Source organism: Singulisphaera chitinilytica (assembly GCF_049331405.1).
Lineage (GTDB): Bacteria > Planctomycetota > Planctomycetia > Isosphaerales > Isosphaeraceae > PoT.
This window is the reverse complement of the sequence record NZ_CP186274.1, coordinates 3,969,738-3,985,337: the sequence shown is the minus strand read 5'-3', so window position 1 is coordinate 3,985,337 and position 15,600 is coordinate 3,969,738. Positions and strand designations below refer to the sequence as shown.

Sequence of the window (15,600 nt, the reverse complement as noted above, 5' to 3'; positions counted from 1 at the left end):
CGGGTGAGGGGAAAGCGACATGAGCGGAGGCTCGGAGAGGGAGATGAGCCTCCCTCTCCGAGAACAGCGGCGGATTACTTGGCTTTGGGCGTCGGCGGGATGATGCTCGGCAGCTCGAGATGCGTCCGGCCGGAGTTCTTGAGCATCTGGTGCTTGGCCTGGGTCGTCTGGCCGAGGCCGTGGATCTTGATGAATCCCTGGGCGGCCGAGGCGTCGTACTGGTCGCCTTCTTCGTAGGTGGCGAGTTCGTGCCGATAGAGGCTGTGCTCGCTCTTCCGGCCCACGATCATGGCAAGCCCCTTGAAGAGCTTCACCCTGGCCACGCCCGAGACGTATTGCTGGTTCGAGACGACGAAGGCCATCAGGTCCTGGTGCAGGGCGCTGAACCAGAGGCCGTTGTAGATCAGGTCGGAGTAGGCCTGGCTGACGCCGGTCTTGAACCGGAGGGCTTCCTTCGAGAGCGTGAGGAACTCAATCTCGCGGTGGGCCTCGTGGAGGACGAGGGCCGCGGGGGCCTCGTAGATCTCGCGCGACTTGATGCCGACGAGCCGGTTCTCAATGTGGTCGACGCGGCCGACACCGTGACGCCCGGCGATCTTGTTCAGCTCCTCGATGAGCGCTGCACCGTCGGTGTCGCGGCCGTTGAGGGCGACGGGACGGCCGCGGTCGAATGTGATCTCGACCTCTTCGGGCTCATCGGGCGCGTTGCGAGGATCGACCGTCCACTGGAAGGTCTCCGCCGGGGGCTCGACCCAGGGGTCTTCGAGGATCCCGGCCTCGATCGAGCGGCCCCAGAGGTTCTGGTCGGTGCTGAAGATCGACTTCTTGGTCGCCTCGACCTCGATGTTGTGCTTGGCGGCGTACTCGAGTTCCTGCGTTCGCGTCCACTTCCACTCGCGGACCGGGGCGATGATCTTGAGGTCCGGGGCGAGGGTCTGGAAGGTGACATCGAAGCGGACCTGGTCATTCCCCTTGCCGGTGCAGCCGTGGGCCACGGCGACGGCCCCGTGCTCACGCGCGACGCGCACCATCAACTGGGCGATCAAGGGGCGGCCGAGGGCGGTGGCCAGCGGGTACTTCCCTTCGTAGAGGGCCCCGGCCATGAGCGAGGGGTAGGCGAAGTAGTCGACGAACAGGTTCCGGACGTCCTCCGCGATCGCCTCGACCGCGCCGGTCCTCAGCGCCTTGTCGCGGATGGCCTGGATGTCCTGCCCCTGACCCAGGTCGCACGTGTACGCGATGACGTCCAGACCATACGTTTCATTGATCCACTTGACGGCGACCGACGTATCCAGCCCGCCGCTGTAAGCCAAAACCACCTTATCGCGTGCCACGGAATCGTTCTCTTGCTCGAGGGAAAGTGCGCGAGACCGGATTTCGGACCCGATCACGACCGGAAACCGCCGCGGATATTGTCGTTCAACCCGGCCTCCCGATCAACCCCTCGGCATACTCGGAAACGCGCGCAAACACGCCGTTTTTTCGGCCCATCCATCATCAGCCCACACTTTGTTCAACGGCCCGGACTCGCTCGAAAAGTCGAGTTATCCAAGGTCCGCGTCGACCGATTCCGGTTTCTTGAGTATTGTGCCGGCTCATGTGTCTCGGACCGGCGGAAACGCCCGAGATCGATTGGCGAATTCATCGCGAAGGAGCGGCGATGATGCGGGGTGCATTGACCCGAGGCCTGAGCCTGTTCCTGCTCGCATGGCCGTCCCTGGCTTGGAGCCAGAGCGAGCCTGAACGACTGTCCGGTTCCCTGGCGGCCGAGGCGGAAAAGCTGCTCAGGGAGGGCGAAGAGGCGTATCGCCAGCACCACTGGGACAAGTCGGAGAACGACTTCCGGGCGGCCATCGCATTACGCGAGAAGGCATTGGGCCAGACGCATCCGACCCTGGCCGCGGACCTGAACAAGTTCGCGTGGGTCCTGGCGGCTCGAGGCAAGCTAGACGAGGCCGAGGCCCAGCTCAGGCGCGTCCTGACGATCCGAGAGACGACCCTGGGAGCGGAACACGCCAGCGTGGCTTCGACCTGCACCGACCTGGCCTTGCTTCTGGCACGGACCGAGAACCTCAAGGAAGCCGTACCGCTCTTGCTACGGGCCCATGCAATTCGTAGGAAGTGCTTCGGCCCCGAGAATCCGGAGACAGCCAAGAGCCTCTATCTCCTGGCCACTTTTGCCCTCATGGTCGACCCGCCCGACCCGGCGGAGGCTGCGGCCAGGCTGCTCGACCAGGCGGAACGGTACCTCAAGCAGGCCCTCGCGATCCAGGAGAAGACGTTGGGGACTGAGCATCTCGACGTTGCCGCGACACTCGAGGCCCTCGCCAACGTTGAGGCCCGTCGCAAGCAGTGGGATGCTGCGGAGAAACGACTCAAGCGCGTCCTCGAGATCCGCGAGAAACGACTCGCCCCCGACGACCCCGAACTCGCGAATACCATCGACGCTTATGTTTCCTATCTCTCAGCAGGCCATCAGGATCGGCGTACTAAAAAAGAGGTCGAGTCCTTGACGGCTCGATCCAAGGCGATCCGCCTGAAGTGACCGATGGCCCCCCTCGGTTTGCCTTGACAGTCGTAGTCGAGGCTGCACTATAATTGAACTTGACTCATTCGAGCTCTCCATAATCCATCAACCCGGGAGTTTCCTCGCCGTGAATCGGGCGGAGCATTCGCTCTGGTGGCACTTCATCCTCACCCTCGTTGCGGTGTTCTGGGTCGGAAGTGCTACCAAATCGGTGAATGCCATGGGCTGTCATCACGAGGAACGCCCGGCCTTGGGCCTCACGCGATCCATCGATCCATTTCCTACCGCAGAACTTCTCCGGGCGGATTTCCCCAACCCGATTGCCCACTATGTTCCGCTTCCCTGCACCTCATTCCTGCCATCCAGGTCGAATGCCAGAATCGGCGCAGAGCCCTTATCCCTCAACCTGACTGCGGAAGTCCGCCCAATGGTGACGGGGGACGTCCGATTCGCTGAGTTGTCGCTCGTGACCGAGGTCCGAGTCGCCAATCGCATCGACCGGCCGCCTCGGTTGGCCTGACGTACGAGGCCCTGGCGTTCGCCCAAACTTGGCTCGATTGAGCCGGAGCGGGCGAGGACTTAGACCGATGCGGGTGTTGACGGGACGAGAGACGACATGCACGGCGGATTACGCCTTGCGCCGGGACTCATCGGGCTGGGATTGCTGTCGGTCCTGGGTCCGATGATAACGGGATGCGGCCCCACGCCCCCCTCGGCGAGGATGGGCTTGGAATACACGATGCCGAAAGAGTGGCGGAGCGTCCCCGAATCGACCTGGGCCGTGCCCGGCACTCCCCTGGCCGCCTGGTCGGGACCTCACGGCTCGTCGCTGGTCGTCTACCGCTCCCTGCCCATGCCGGGAGGGGATGCCGCGATGTTCTCCGAGGCGCTTTATCATCGCCTCGTCGGCCTGCCAGGGATGAACATCGTCTCGCGGACGATCGAGCGTCTGGGTTCGGTCGAGGCGGCCCGCCTCGAGGCCGTCGCGCCAGGTACCGGGGATGCCCTGGCTCCGACCGGCATCGGGGTCGCGACGGCGCCGAAGGGGCAAGAACTGCAGGCGACGCGCCGCATCGTCATCGGTTTCCCCCGCCCGGCCGACACGCTCGTGATGGTCTGGCACCTGCCCGAGACCGCGTACGGTGACCTCCGCGAGGAGATCCAGGCGACACTCAAAGGGTTGCACGTCGATGTGCCCCAGGCGAAAGTGTCGTCGTACTGACGATCCGATATCGATCCGACCTTTGTTTTCATCCGATCATCGAGGACGCGGGGTCTCTCAAGGGACGTCGCCGCGTCGCGGAGTGCTCCATGTCCGGCAACGCTCGCCCCATGAAGGACCGTCGGGGACGGGTCTACAAGCCCGCCGTCGGCCCGCGTTTGCGCCCCTTGCTCTGGACCATCCTGGGGGGCTTCGCGCTCCTCGGGGCCAATGGCGTCTATCTTGCCAGCGTCACCGCGCTGACTTGGTGGCAGGGGACCACGCAGCAGACCCCGTTCTACATGCTGATGGTGTTCCTGCACCTGATGCTCGGCTTCGCCATCATCACGCCCTTCCTGATCTTCGGGTTCGCCCACCTCGTCACGTCGTGGAAGCGACCTAACAAGGAAGCCATCAACTACGGCCTCGTCCTGCTGGCCTGTACGCTGGTCATCCTCGTCTCAGGCCTGATCCTGGTCCGTTTCGACGCCTTCGAGGTTCGGGACCCACAAGTGCGATCGGTCGGATACTGGCTCCACGTCTCGGCCCCGTTGCTGGCGGTGGCGCTCTACGTGAAGCATCGGCTGGCGGGGCCTCGGATCCGCTGGGAATGGGCGAGGCGCCTGGGTGGGGTCGTCTCGGCCTTCGTCGTGATCATGGCCGTCCTGCACTCGCAAGATCCGAGGTCGTTCGGGACCAAGGGGCCGCGCGAGGGGAAGCGCTACTTCTTCCCGTCCGAGGCGGTCACGGCCAACGGGAAGTTCATACCGGCCGAGACGATGATGATGGACGACTACTGCCTCAAGTGCCATCAGGATGCGTACAAGGGCTGGTTCCACTCGGCGCACCACTTCAGTTCGTTCAACAACAAGGCTTATCTCTCGAGCGTTCGCGAGACCCGGCAGGTCTCGCTCAAGCGCGACGGCAACACGCAGGGGGCTCGCTGGTGCGCGGGGTGTCACGACCCGGTGCCGTTCTTCTCGGGCGAGTTCGACGACCCGAATTATGATGACGTGAGCACGAAGTCGAGCCAGGCCGGGATCACCTGCACGGTTTGCCACTCGATCACCAACGTCAACAGCACGCGAGGCAACGCCGACTACACGATCGAGGAGCCCCAGCATTACCCGTTCGCCTCGAGCGACAACCCGCTGCTCCAGTGGGTCAACAACACGCTCGTGAAGGCAAAGCCGGAGATGCACAAGAAGACGTTCCTGAAGCCGGTCATCAAGGACTCGAAGTTCTGCTCCACCTGCCACAAGGTGGGGATCCCGTTCGCCCTGAACCACTACAAGGACTTCCTCCGGGGCCAGAATCACTACGACACGTTCCTTCTCTCGGGCGTCTCGGGCCACGGCGCCCGCAGCTTCTACTACCCGCCCGAGGCGAAGGGGCAATGCGTCAATTGCCACATGAACTTCGTCGCCTCGACGGACTTCGGCGCCAGGGACTTCGACGGCAAGGGTGGCAGGGAGATCCACAATCACCTCTTCCTCGGGGCCAACACGGGGCTCCCCACCTTCCTTGGCAACAAGGAAGTCGTCGAGGCCCACGCCAAGTTCCTGAAGGACGCCAAGGTCCGCGTCGACCTCTTCGCACTTCGCGAGGGAGGAGGGATCGACGGAGCCTTCCTCGGCCCGCTCAGGCCCGAGGTCCCGTCTCTCAAGCCGAAGCACGACTATCTCGTCGAGGTCGTGGTCCGGACCCTGGGCCTGGGGCATCCGTTCAGCCAGGGGACGGTGGACTCGAACGAGATCTGGGTCGAGTTGATCGCCAGGGCCGACGGCAAGGTCATCGGCCGATCCGGCGGCATCGGCGAGGACGGGACGGTCGACCCGTACTCGCATTTCATCAACGTCTACATGCTCGACCGAGACGGCCACCGCATCGATCGCCGCAACCCGCAGGATATCTTCGTCCCGCTCTACAACAAGCAGATCCCGCCCGGAGCAGGGCAGGTCGTCCACTTCGGCCTCAAGGTCGACGAGCGGGTCAAGGGGCCGATCACCCTCGAGGCGAAGGTCAACTATCGCAAATTCGACCGCAAATATATGGATTACATCTTCGGCAAGGCGAAGGGGCCGGAGTTGCCCGTTGTCGTGATGGCGAGCGACTCCGTCCAGCTCCCGGTCGAAGGGGGCAGCCCGGTTCAGAACACTCCCTCGCCGATCAAGGACGCCTGGCAGCGTTGGAATGATTACGGCATCGGCCTCTTCCTCGAAGGGGCGGACAAGGGGGGACAGAAGGGCGAGTTGAAGCAGGCCGAGCCGATTTTCCAGAAGGTCGCGGAACTCGGCAAGGCGGACGGTTGGGTCAATCTGGCCCGCGTCTATCTGCGCGAAGGCCGCATCCCAGATGCCCTCGGGGCCCTCGAGAAGGCGGCGAAGCACAAGCAGCCCGCGGCCCCCTGGGTCATCAACTGGCTGACCGGCCAGATCAACGACCGCAACGGGCTCCTCGACGATGCCATCGCCAGTTACGAGTCGGTGCTCGCCACGAAGATCCCGGAGCGAGCCTTCGACTTCAGCCTCGATTACGAGGTGCTCAACGTGCTGGGGACCGCCAGTTATTCGAGGGCGAGGATCGAGCCCATCCAGAGCCCCGCGCGGAAGGACTTTCTGTCGAAGACGATCCAGGCCTATCGTCGGACCATCGCGATCGACAGCGAGAACGTCGCGGCCCACTACGGTCTGGGACTCGCCTACGGCGACCCGGCCTGGAGCGCCGGCAAGCCACAGGATAAGCCCAAGCCGACCGTCGGCGAAGGCCCGACCGTGGATGAGATCCTGGCCTTGAGCGACTCGCTGGGCGACCCCGCTACGCCCATCGCCAAGGCGAATAGCCAGGCCTGGCAGCTCACGGCGCTCGTCGGCAAGCTCCAGGCGGAACCGCCTCCCACGTTCGGATCGAGGCTCGACCCGCTCCACAAGGTCGTCGAGCGCCTGGGACCGGCCTGGGATCGGGCCACCGACCCCGGCCTTCGGTATGCCCTCACGAAGTCCCTGGAGGCCTCGCATAAGGCCCTGCACAAGATGCTCAAGCCTGACGAGACGGCGGAAGGGCGGGCCGTCTCCATCGCGAGGCGCGAAAGCCAGGCGGCCGACCAGAACGCCCAGTCGATCGTGATCCACTCGCTCCATCGCGACGGCGCGCCTGGAGTCGATGAGGCCTTGAAGACGGCCCGCTCGCCCGATGTGCTTCGTAAGGAGGCCGAGGAATGAGTTGCCGTAGGTTCGGGCGATCGCGCGGGTCGGCCTTGCATCATTCGAATGCGAATAAGGTTGAAAGCTCGCTTTCGATCCTCTCCTTACGAACACAGCTGGATCGCATGATTTCATTATTATTTGTTAGGAAATGGGCCCGAGTCGCCTTCGCGTCGCTCATGCTCGCCGGGATCGGAGCGGTTGGGGGCTGCACATCGAAGTCGGAGCCGACGGCCGTCTCCAAGGCGGTCGCGCCCGCCAAGCCTCCTGAGGTGAAGGTTGAGGCATTGCCGACGGTGAAGTTCGTCGAGATCACCAAGGACGCGGGCCTGACCTTCAAGCATTCGAATGGCGCCACCGGTGACAAGCTCCTGCCCGAGACGATGGGCTCCGGCGTCGCCTTCCTCGACTACGACGGCGACGGCGATCAGGACCTCTACTTCGTGAACTCGTCCTCCTGGCCCGGGTCGAAGTCGGACTCGAAGCCGACCCAGGCCCTCTACCGCAACGACGGCAAGGGGAACTTCGACGACGTCACAAAAGAGGCGGGCCTAGGCCAGGTCCATTACGGCATGGGAGTGGCCGTCGGCGATTACGACAACGATGGCGACCCCGACCTCTATATCAGTGCCCTCGGCGGCGGAATCCTCTATCGGAACGACGGCGCGAAGTTCGTCGACGTCACCGGGGAGACCGGGGCTAAAGGGTCTGATGGCTGGCTCACGAGCGCAACGTTTTTCGACCTGGAGAACGACGGCGACCTCGACCTCTTCGTCTGCTGCTATGTGGCCTGGTCGGCCGAGGTCGATCGCGGGCAGAATTTCCAGCTGGCCGGGACGGGCAAGGGCAGGGCGTATGGCCCTCCCAACGCCTTCCAGGGGGGCTTCTGCGTCCTCTTGCGAAACGACTCGGGCAAGTTCAGCGACGTGAGTGAGGACTCGGGGATCCGGGTCCGCACGCCCGAGTTGAAGATCCCGATGGCCAAGTCGCTGGGCGTGGCGCCCTACGACATCGATGGCGACGGGTTCGTCGACCTGGCAATTGCCAACGATACGGTGCCGAACTTCCTCTTCCATAACATGGGCGGGGGCAAGTTCGAGGAGATCGGGGCCACGGCAGGGATCGGATTCGACCAGGGGGGATCGGCCCGAGGGGCGATGGGCATCGACTGGGCCCACTTCAAGAACGACCCCTCGCTCGGCCTGGCCATCGGCAACTTCGCCAACGAGATGACCGCGCTTTACGTCACGGATGAGCCGCCGAGCCTCCAGTTCTCGGACCTGGCCAACCTCTATGGCCTGGGAGCCCCGACGCAGCCGCCCCTCAAGTTCGGGCTCTTCTTCTTCGACTACGACCTCGACGGCCGGCTCGACCTGCTCTCCACGAACGGCCACCTCGAGAGCGACATCGCCAAGGTCCAGGCCTCGGAGACTTACGAGCAATCGGCACAACTCTTCTGGAACACGGGGCTCCCCGGACGCTCCATGTTTGCCCTCGTCGGGGCCGATTCCGCCGGGCCTGACCTCTTCCGCCCGATCGTGGGGCGAGGCAGCGCCTACGCCGACATTGACGGCGACGGCGACCTCGACGTGGTCCTCACCGCCAACGGGGCCGCCGCCCACCTCTTCCGCAACGACGGCGGCGACAAGAACCGCTGGCTCCGGCTGAAGTTGAAGGGGCAGACCTCCAACCGGGATGGGATCGGGGCCAAGGTCGTCGTGAAGTCCGGCGAGGTCGAGCAGCGACGCCAGCTCTTCCCGGCCAAGGGCTATCTCTCGTCAGTCGAGCTCCCGCTCACGTTCGGGCTTGGGTCGTGGGATCATGCCGACGACGTCTCGATCGTCTGGCCTTCGGGGAAGACCACCGCAGTCGGCCGCCTCGATGCCGGTCGAGTCTACACGATCGACGAGGAAGCCGGGCTACTCAAGTAATTCGGAAGGGTTTCGATCCGAACCTCGCGTCCTCAACGATTCGAGGCCGCGGGGCCGTTCACCCGCCCTGGACTCGTGAAGTGATGAGACATTGAGGGAAGGGTAGGACGGGTTTCGCGCGATCCCCAGGTGTCGTGGCCGAACAGGGGACCGACATTTTTTCAAACTTCGAGGTTCCCGTCTCAGTATTATCGACGATCGGCCTCTATTCTCTTCAAACTTTGGGGAGTTTTTTCAAAGCGACTGGGATGCACTTGCCGGTCGTCTAGCTGTGTTATAATTGGATCGAACGAGAGGCCCGAACGGAGTTTGGGCCGCTTGATCCGGACCGGCCAAGGGCGGTTTGGGGCGTCAAATCGCCTCGCCCTCTGGTGTCGTGCCCGCCTTAATATGAGCAACTCCAGCGCACAGCATCCATGGAGCGGCGTGCGGGAGGATCAGGGCGGCTATGGGACGGTCCGGTCGAGCGAATTTGAGCCGAACTCGGGTGGCGTCGAACTGACGTACCTTCTCGTGCTCTTTCCGCGACCGCGCGAATTCCCCGATCAGTCCGTACCGCGATCCTCCTTCATTGCGCTCCGCAGTGGGAGGATCGAAGGCGATGCGATCCCTGATATCTCGTCGAGCAACCTGGCTCTTTTCGCTTGCCTTAACCTGGTCGAGCCTCCCGGTCGCCTGGTCCTCCCCCCCCCAGGATACCTCCCAGCCAGACGCTGCCAGGCCCAAGGCCACGAGCGTCTCCGACCGAGACTCGGCGCTACAGAAGGCCCTGGAGCTCGAGCGCAAGCGGAACTGGTCGGCCGCGATCCACGCGTATGACGAGGCCATCGAGCAGTGGCCGAGCTTCTTCGAGTTCTCGCACCGGCGACGTCTCTGCGAGACCCATTACAAGCTCGCGAGACGCTACCAGGACCAGAGCTTCCGCAACGTCCTGTTGAAGCTGCCTCGGGATAAGGCGATGGCCCTCTATGAGGAACTCCTCGAGCGGATCCAGTCGCACTACGTCGACCCGGTCGCCGTCGAGCCCCTCGTCCGACGCGGCCTCGACAATATGGAGGTCGCCCTTCGCGACCCAGAGTTCCTCCGCACCAATGGCATCACGAATGCGTCCGAGCAGGTAGAACGACTCCGGAGCGACCTGCGGTGGCGTCGCCAGAACCTCTACATCCCCGACCGCACCTCCGCCAAGACCGAGGTGCTCGCCGCGTGCAATCTCTCGTCGCAGTCGGTGAGTCTCGGGTCGGCCGCGGTGATCCTCGAGTTCGCCTTCGCAGCTTGCGACATGCTCGACGACTACACGAGCTACCTGACCCCCGACAAGCTCGACGACCTTTACGCGATGATCGACGGGAACTTCGTGGGCCTCGGCATCGAGCTCAAGCTCGACAAGGAGGGGCTTCGGCTCGTCGGCGTCATCCGAGGCGGGCCCGCCTTCGAGAGTGGACTGAAGATCGGCGACCAGATCACGCGAGTCGGCGGGCAGAGCGTCAAGGGCCTGAGCCTCGACGAGGCCGCGGGCAAGCTCCAGGGGACCGAGGGTACGACGCTCGCGCTCACCATCCTTCACAATGACGGGACGAAGCAGGAATACCGGATCGTCCGACGTCACGTCGAGGTTGAGAGCGTCGCCCAGTCCAAGATCATCGACTCGGCGAACAAGATCGGCTACATCCAGCTCACGGGGTTCCAGAAGAACTCGACCGAGGAAATCGACAACGCGATCTCCGAACTCCGCAAGGAAGGGATGCAGTCCCTGGTCCTCGACCTCCGCGGCAACCCCGGCGGCCTCCTTAACGTGGCCGTCGAGATCGCCGAGCGGTTCATCGACAAGGGGATCATCGTCTCGACCCGAGGCCGAGCCGCCGGCCAGACTCAGGTCTACCGGGCTCAGGCCAAGGCCTACTGGACGATGCCGATGACGGTCCTCATCGACCGCGACAGCGCCAGTGCCAGCGAAATCCTCGCGGGGGCCCTCAAGGACCACAACCGGGCGACGATCCTGGGTCAGCGCAGCTACGGCAAGGGGTCGGTTCAGAGCATCTTCACCCTCCGGTCGGCCCCCGCCGGCCTGAAGCTGACGACGGCCAAGTTCTACTCCCCCAAGAATCGTCCTTACAGCGAGCAGGGTGTGGAACCCGATATCACCGTCAGGGTCGACGCCAAGCCGCCCGTGGAGGACGAGGGGGTCACGACCAATTCGGTCGCCTCGAACGAGCAGATCTTCGGCGATCCGCAGCATGACCAGGTCCTCGACCAGGCCTTGCTTTATGCGAAGCGTCGGCTCAACGCCGTCCGATAAGGAATGATGGCGGCGCCGGGTCGCGAGGCCCGACGCGTCTCTCGTGTCGAGCAAAGGGTCGTCATGAGCGAGTTTTCCGGACGTGGGCAGTCCCGGCTCGAACCCGCGCCGGCCTGGGTGGTCCTCACCGAGGCCCCGCTCAAGGGTCTGGCCCTCGCCCGAGAAGCCGGGACGATCCTGGCCTGGGACGAACGCCACCAGCTTTACCTGTTCGACCTCCAGGGGCAGCACCGCTCGGTGAGCCGGGCCCCCGGAAACCTGATCTCGGCCGCGATCAGCGACGATGGGTCGCTGATCGCGTTGCTTGGTGAAGGCAACAGGCTCTGGCTGCTCGACGCCGACCTCGGCTCCATCGCCGACCGCCAGGCCCCGCCGGAAGCCTCTTGCCTCGCGATCGACCCCCACGGGCGTTATGTCGCGGTCGGTTCCCGCCTCAGCCTGACGCAATTCTTCAACCGGCATGGTAAGAACGCGGGGAGGTTCGAGACGAGGCAGGCCCTGGCACACCTCGTCTTCGTCCCCGACCGGCCATTCCTGATCGGTGCGGCGACTTACGGGATGCTCGTCGGCCTCGAGTTGAGCCCGGCCAACGCCGAGGGCCGGCTCGAGGCCGAAGTCGCCTGGCAAGAAGCCCTGATGTCGAACGTCGGGCGGCTGACCGCCACGGGCGACGGGGGTACGATCCTCGCCAGTTGCTTCACCCACGGCGTCCAGCGCTACGATCTCTCGGGCCGCAACGAGGGGGCCTATCACCTGGGCGGGACGGCCTCCCATGCGGTGCCAGACTTCGCGGGCCGGCTTTTCGCCGTCTCCACGCTGGAGGGAGACCTCACAATCCTGAATCCGGCGGGAAACATCCGCTGGAAGACGACCCTCCCGCGACCGGCCATCGGCCTCGAGACCGACCCACTGGGTCGGTTTATCATTCATGGCCAGGGGACCGGCGAGATCACGAAACTCGACCTCTACGCGTCGGAGCGGGCGTCTTCCGCGCCGGGCGGTGGCGGGGTCGAGGCCCACATCGTCCCCAAGGCGGGAGGCGCCTCCGTCCGAGCGGCCGACTGGATGATCCCCGTCGCCTCGAGCGACGACCAGGCCGAGACCTCGGTCCTGGCCGTCCTGGACGAACCGGCCCGGATCGGGCTCATGACCAACACGAGCCGACTCCAGATCTTCGCACCCGAGGGGAAAAACCTGGGGCAGGCTCCAGATATCCTCGGGATCGGCCGAATCCTGAGGACATCGGACGGTTGGATCGCCGCGGCCACGGATAAGAACCTGGTCATCTACGACGCCAGGCGCAACACCGCCCAGCGCGTGGATCTGAGCCTGGTCGAGATCACGCACCTGGCGATCCGACCCGAGTCGGTCGGCATCGCGATCGTGCAGGAGCGGGATCGGATCGGCCGGGCCACGGTCGCGGGTCGTTGGGTCTGGAAGCGCGAGCTGACTTCGCCGGTCGAGGAAATCGCGGTCGGACCCGAAGGGTACATCGCGGCAACTACCAACGACGGCCTGCTCACGGTCTTCAACCCGGCGGGCGAGCCGTCGAGCCTGGAGATCGGCGACCCATCGGATCCCGCTTGCCTCATCGATGCGCCCGTTCCATCGCCGGGGAATGTGACGTGGATCAGCATGTCGCGAAGGGCCCAGTTGTTGAGGGGGCATGATCGGCTCGGGAAGGTCGTTTGGCAGTTGCCGATTTCCTTCGAAGGGTGGCAACTCCAACGGCTCGGCCCCATTGCGCTGGTCTCGGCACCTGACGGCCGGGCCCTGGCGATCGATGGGTCCGGGCAGGTCCGCGGCCAGGGTCGAGGCACGGAAGGGGGGACCGATGTCTTCTCCGTCTCGGCCTCGGGCGAGCCCTTGCGGATCTCGAGGCAGGGGGTCCACCTGATCTGTTCCGACCTCGCGGGCAAGGTGAAATGGAGGGCGGTCGCGGAGGGAGGATTGGGCCCGATCGCCGCGGGAAAGGCCGGGGTCGCGGTCATGATCGGCAGGTCTTTAGCCTGGTTCGGGGCGTCCTGAAATTCCGTTAAGCTCCGGCGATTTCTGTTTCTATATGCAAACACTCGATCGGGTGAGTCGTCCGCGGAGCTTATTGTCGCCTTGCGGCATTCATGCGGTTGGGCTAAAATTCTATCCTAGCCCTTTAACCGGAATTTCACGAAGTCTTTAGTTCGTTGATATTGACACCTGTTGGCGATCGAATTGAGCCATGATTCGGCGACTCATCGACGTTGTTGGGTCGTTGCACCCCTGAATGCGGATCTTCTAACACCCAGCTTGTTGGCGTCTGCCTGACGAGTCTGCGATCTGTGCGGAGGTCTCGATGTGTCAATGTAGTCCCCCCGCCACGCCGGTCGTCCGCCCCAGCGTCCGTCAAAGTGTACACGACCGCGGTGCCCTCGAAGCCTTGCGACACAAATGGATCGAGAGCGAGAAGGCCGGCCGTGACCTCGGGGAATCCGCCATCCGCTTCTGGGTGCGCGAGCATTGGAACGGCTTCCTCAGGGAACGATGGCTCGAACACCTCCAGGGCCGGACTTTCTGGATCGAACTCGATCACAACGACTTCGGCCTTTTGCAACAAGCCTTCCAGGAATCCTCGCTGATCGATGAGATCCTGCGGCAGTTGAAGTCGGGCCGGGAGAATCTCGACGTCCTCAACTGGGGCATCGACAACGGGGTGGATATGGAGGAAGTCTTCGAGATCCTCGAAGCCCTCGATATCAACAGCCGCCGGATCGAGTGCCAGCTCGCGACGCGCCTCTCGCACGCCGGCTGAGCCACACCCTCCCCGACGACCGCGTCCAACCTGACCCTGAAAAGATGAACACCTCGTTGATTGAGGTGCTTGTTAATTCGCCTTGTCGAGCGAATGCTGGATGAGGCTGACGAGGGTGCGGACGAAGCAGCCTGTTCCGCCGGAGTCCCGAGACGAGGAGTCGGAGTCGGCCCAACTCGGGCCGGCGATGTCGAGGTGGACCCAGGGGATCTGGTCCACGAAGGGCTCCATGAACTTCGCGGCGGTGCTCGCCCCGCCCCAACGGCCCGCGACGTTCTTCACGTCGGCCACCTGGCTGTTCAGCCCTTCCTTGAAGTCGTCGTCGAGCGGCAGCCGCCAGGCCCGTTCGCCCGTGCGCTTGCTGGCGGCCAGGACATCCTCGGCGAAGGCGTCGTCGTTGCTGAAGAGCCCGGCGATCTTCGTGCCGAGGGCGACCATGCAGGCCCCCGTGAGGGTGGCGAGGTCGAGGATCCGAGCCGGCTTGGACTCGGCCGCATAGCTGAGGGCATCTGCCAGGATCAGGCGACCCTCGGCGTCCGTGTTGAGGACCTCGACCGTCTTGCCGTTGCGGATGGTCAGGACGTCGCCGAGCTTCATCGCCTTGCCGCCCGTCATGTTCTCCGTGATCGCCAGGTAGCCGACGACGTTGACGGGGAGGTCGAGCCGCCCGATGGCCTGGAGCGTGGCAAGGACGACGGCCGCCCCCGTCATGTCGCTCTTCATGTCCTCCATCGAGGCGCTCGGCTTGATGGAGAGGCCGCCCGAGTCGAACGTCACCCCCTTGCCCACCAGGGCCAGGGTCGGGGCGTCGCCCCCCTTCTTGTGCTCGAGGATCACGAAGCTCGGCGGCTCGTCGGACCCGGCATTAACGCCGAGGAGCCCTCCGAACTTCTCCTCGCGGATCTTCTCGAAACTCCAGGCGTCGACCGAAATCCCTGCCTCCTTGCCGACCTCCCTGGCTCGCTCCGCGAAGGCGGCCGGGGGCTTCTCGGCGGGAGGCGTGTTCGCCAGGTCTCGGGCGAGGTTGATCGCCTCGCCGACGATCCGACCACGCTTGACGGCCTTGGCCAACCCGTCGCCTTCGCTCAGTTGGGGCAGGACGATCGACAGGCTCTCGAAAGCATACCGGTTCGGTTCCGACTTGCGCAAGCCTGCGCTTCGAGTGCCGACGATGAGGCCCTCGGTCCAGGCGGAGGCCACGAGTTCCGGCTCACTCGCCTCGGGTAGCACCGCCGCGACGCTCGCGCGCTGGCGGCTCGCCAGGCGCTTGGCGGCGGCGACGCCTGCAGTGTAGGCCTGGCCCGCTGCGAAGCGTTGGCGATTGCCGAGGCCGACGAGCAGGACACCGAGCTTGGCGCCGGTCGTTGCGCCGGGGAGCAGGGTCGTGTCGTGGAGCGAGCAGCCGATCTCCTTCGTTGCGAGGAGTTGGCCGAGCGATTCGCCGAGGGGCGTGCCGGCCAGGGCCGAGGGGACCGCCGCATCTTCGTCGAAGAGACCCACGATGAGCCAGTCGGCGTCGAGTTCGGTGACGGGGCTCTGGTTCGGTTCAACGTTCATGGATCGGCTCGATTGTGGGTGGCTTGCGAGGTTGGCGGATGAGTCCCGCCCGAGTCGGCGAACGAGGTTCACATCATCGCAATGAAGGGCCGAG

The 15,600-nt window shown here is 64.5% G+C and carries 9 protein-coding genes; 7 read left to right on the top strand and 2 right to left on the bottom strand.

Translation table 11 applies throughout. The annotated features are described in order from the left end of the window. Positions 1–74: 74 nt before the first annotated feature. Entirely contained in the window at positions 75–1,334 is a 1,260-nt protein-coding gene (locus ACOYYX_RS16085; RefSeq protein ID WP_422930928.1) for an argininosuccinate synthase, read from the bottom strand. Positions 1,335–1,663: 329 nt separating this feature from the next. On the opposite strand from ACOYYX_RS16085, the gene ACOYYX_RS16080 reads away from it, so the two are divergent. From ACOYYX_RS16080 to ACOYYX_RS16050, 7 genes are all read left to right on the top strand, one after another. Then, positions 1,664–2,545 carry a tetratricopeptide repeat protein gene (locus ACOYYX_RS16080; RefSeq protein WP_422930927.1) on the top strand — a complete coding sequence of 294 codons (882 nt, stop codon included), beginning with the start codon at positions 1,664–1,666 and terminating at the stop codon, positions 2,543–2,545. A 721-nt stretch (positions 2,546–3,266) separates the two neighbouring features. Then, positions 3,267–3,749, top strand: a complete 483-nt coding sequence (locus ACOYYX_RS16075) for a hypothetical protein (protein ID WP_422930926.1) — start codon at positions 3,267–3,269, stop codon at positions 3,747–3,749. An 89-nt stretch (positions 3,750–3,838) separates the two neighbouring features. Next, a complete protein-coding gene (locus ACOYYX_RS16070; RefSeq protein WP_422930925.1) occupies positions 3,839–6,949 on the top strand; it encodes a multiheme c-type cytochrome in 3,111 nt (1,036 codons plus the stop codon). 107 nt (positions 6,950–7,056) lie between these two features. Then, entirely contained in the window at positions 7,057–8,862 is a 1,806-nt protein-coding gene (locus ACOYYX_RS16065) for a CRTAC1 family protein (protein ID WP_422930924.1), read from the top strand. Positions 8,863–9,463: 601 nt separating this feature from the next. After that, entirely contained in the window at positions 9,464–11,161 is a 1,698-nt protein-coding gene (locus ACOYYX_RS16060) for a S41 family peptidase (protein ID WP_422930923.1), read from the top strand. A gap of 63 nt (positions 11,162–11,224) precedes the next feature. Beyond that, on the top strand, positions 11,225–13,189 hold the full coding sequence (locus ACOYYX_RS16055; protein WP_422930922.1) for a hypothetical protein: 1,965 nt from the start codon (positions 11,225–11,227) through the stop codon (positions 13,187–13,189). Positions 13,190–13,493: 304 nt separating this feature from the next. Then, positions 13,494–13,949 (top strand): hypothetical protein, encoded by a 456-nt coding sequence (locus ACOYYX_RS16050; RefSeq protein WP_422930921.1) that lies wholly within the window; start codon positions 13,494–13,496, stop codon positions 13,947–13,949. A gap of 72 nt (positions 13,950–14,021) precedes the next feature. Here the strand turns inward: ACOYYX_RS16050 and ACOYYX_RS16045 are convergent, their stop codons facing one another. Then, complete coding sequence (locus ACOYYX_RS16045) at positions 14,022–15,506, bottom strand: leucyl aminopeptidase (protein ID WP_422930920.1); 1,485 nt, start codon at positions 15,504–15,506, stop codon at positions 14,022–14,024. Between the last annotated feature and the right edge of the window lie 94 nt (positions 15,507–15,600).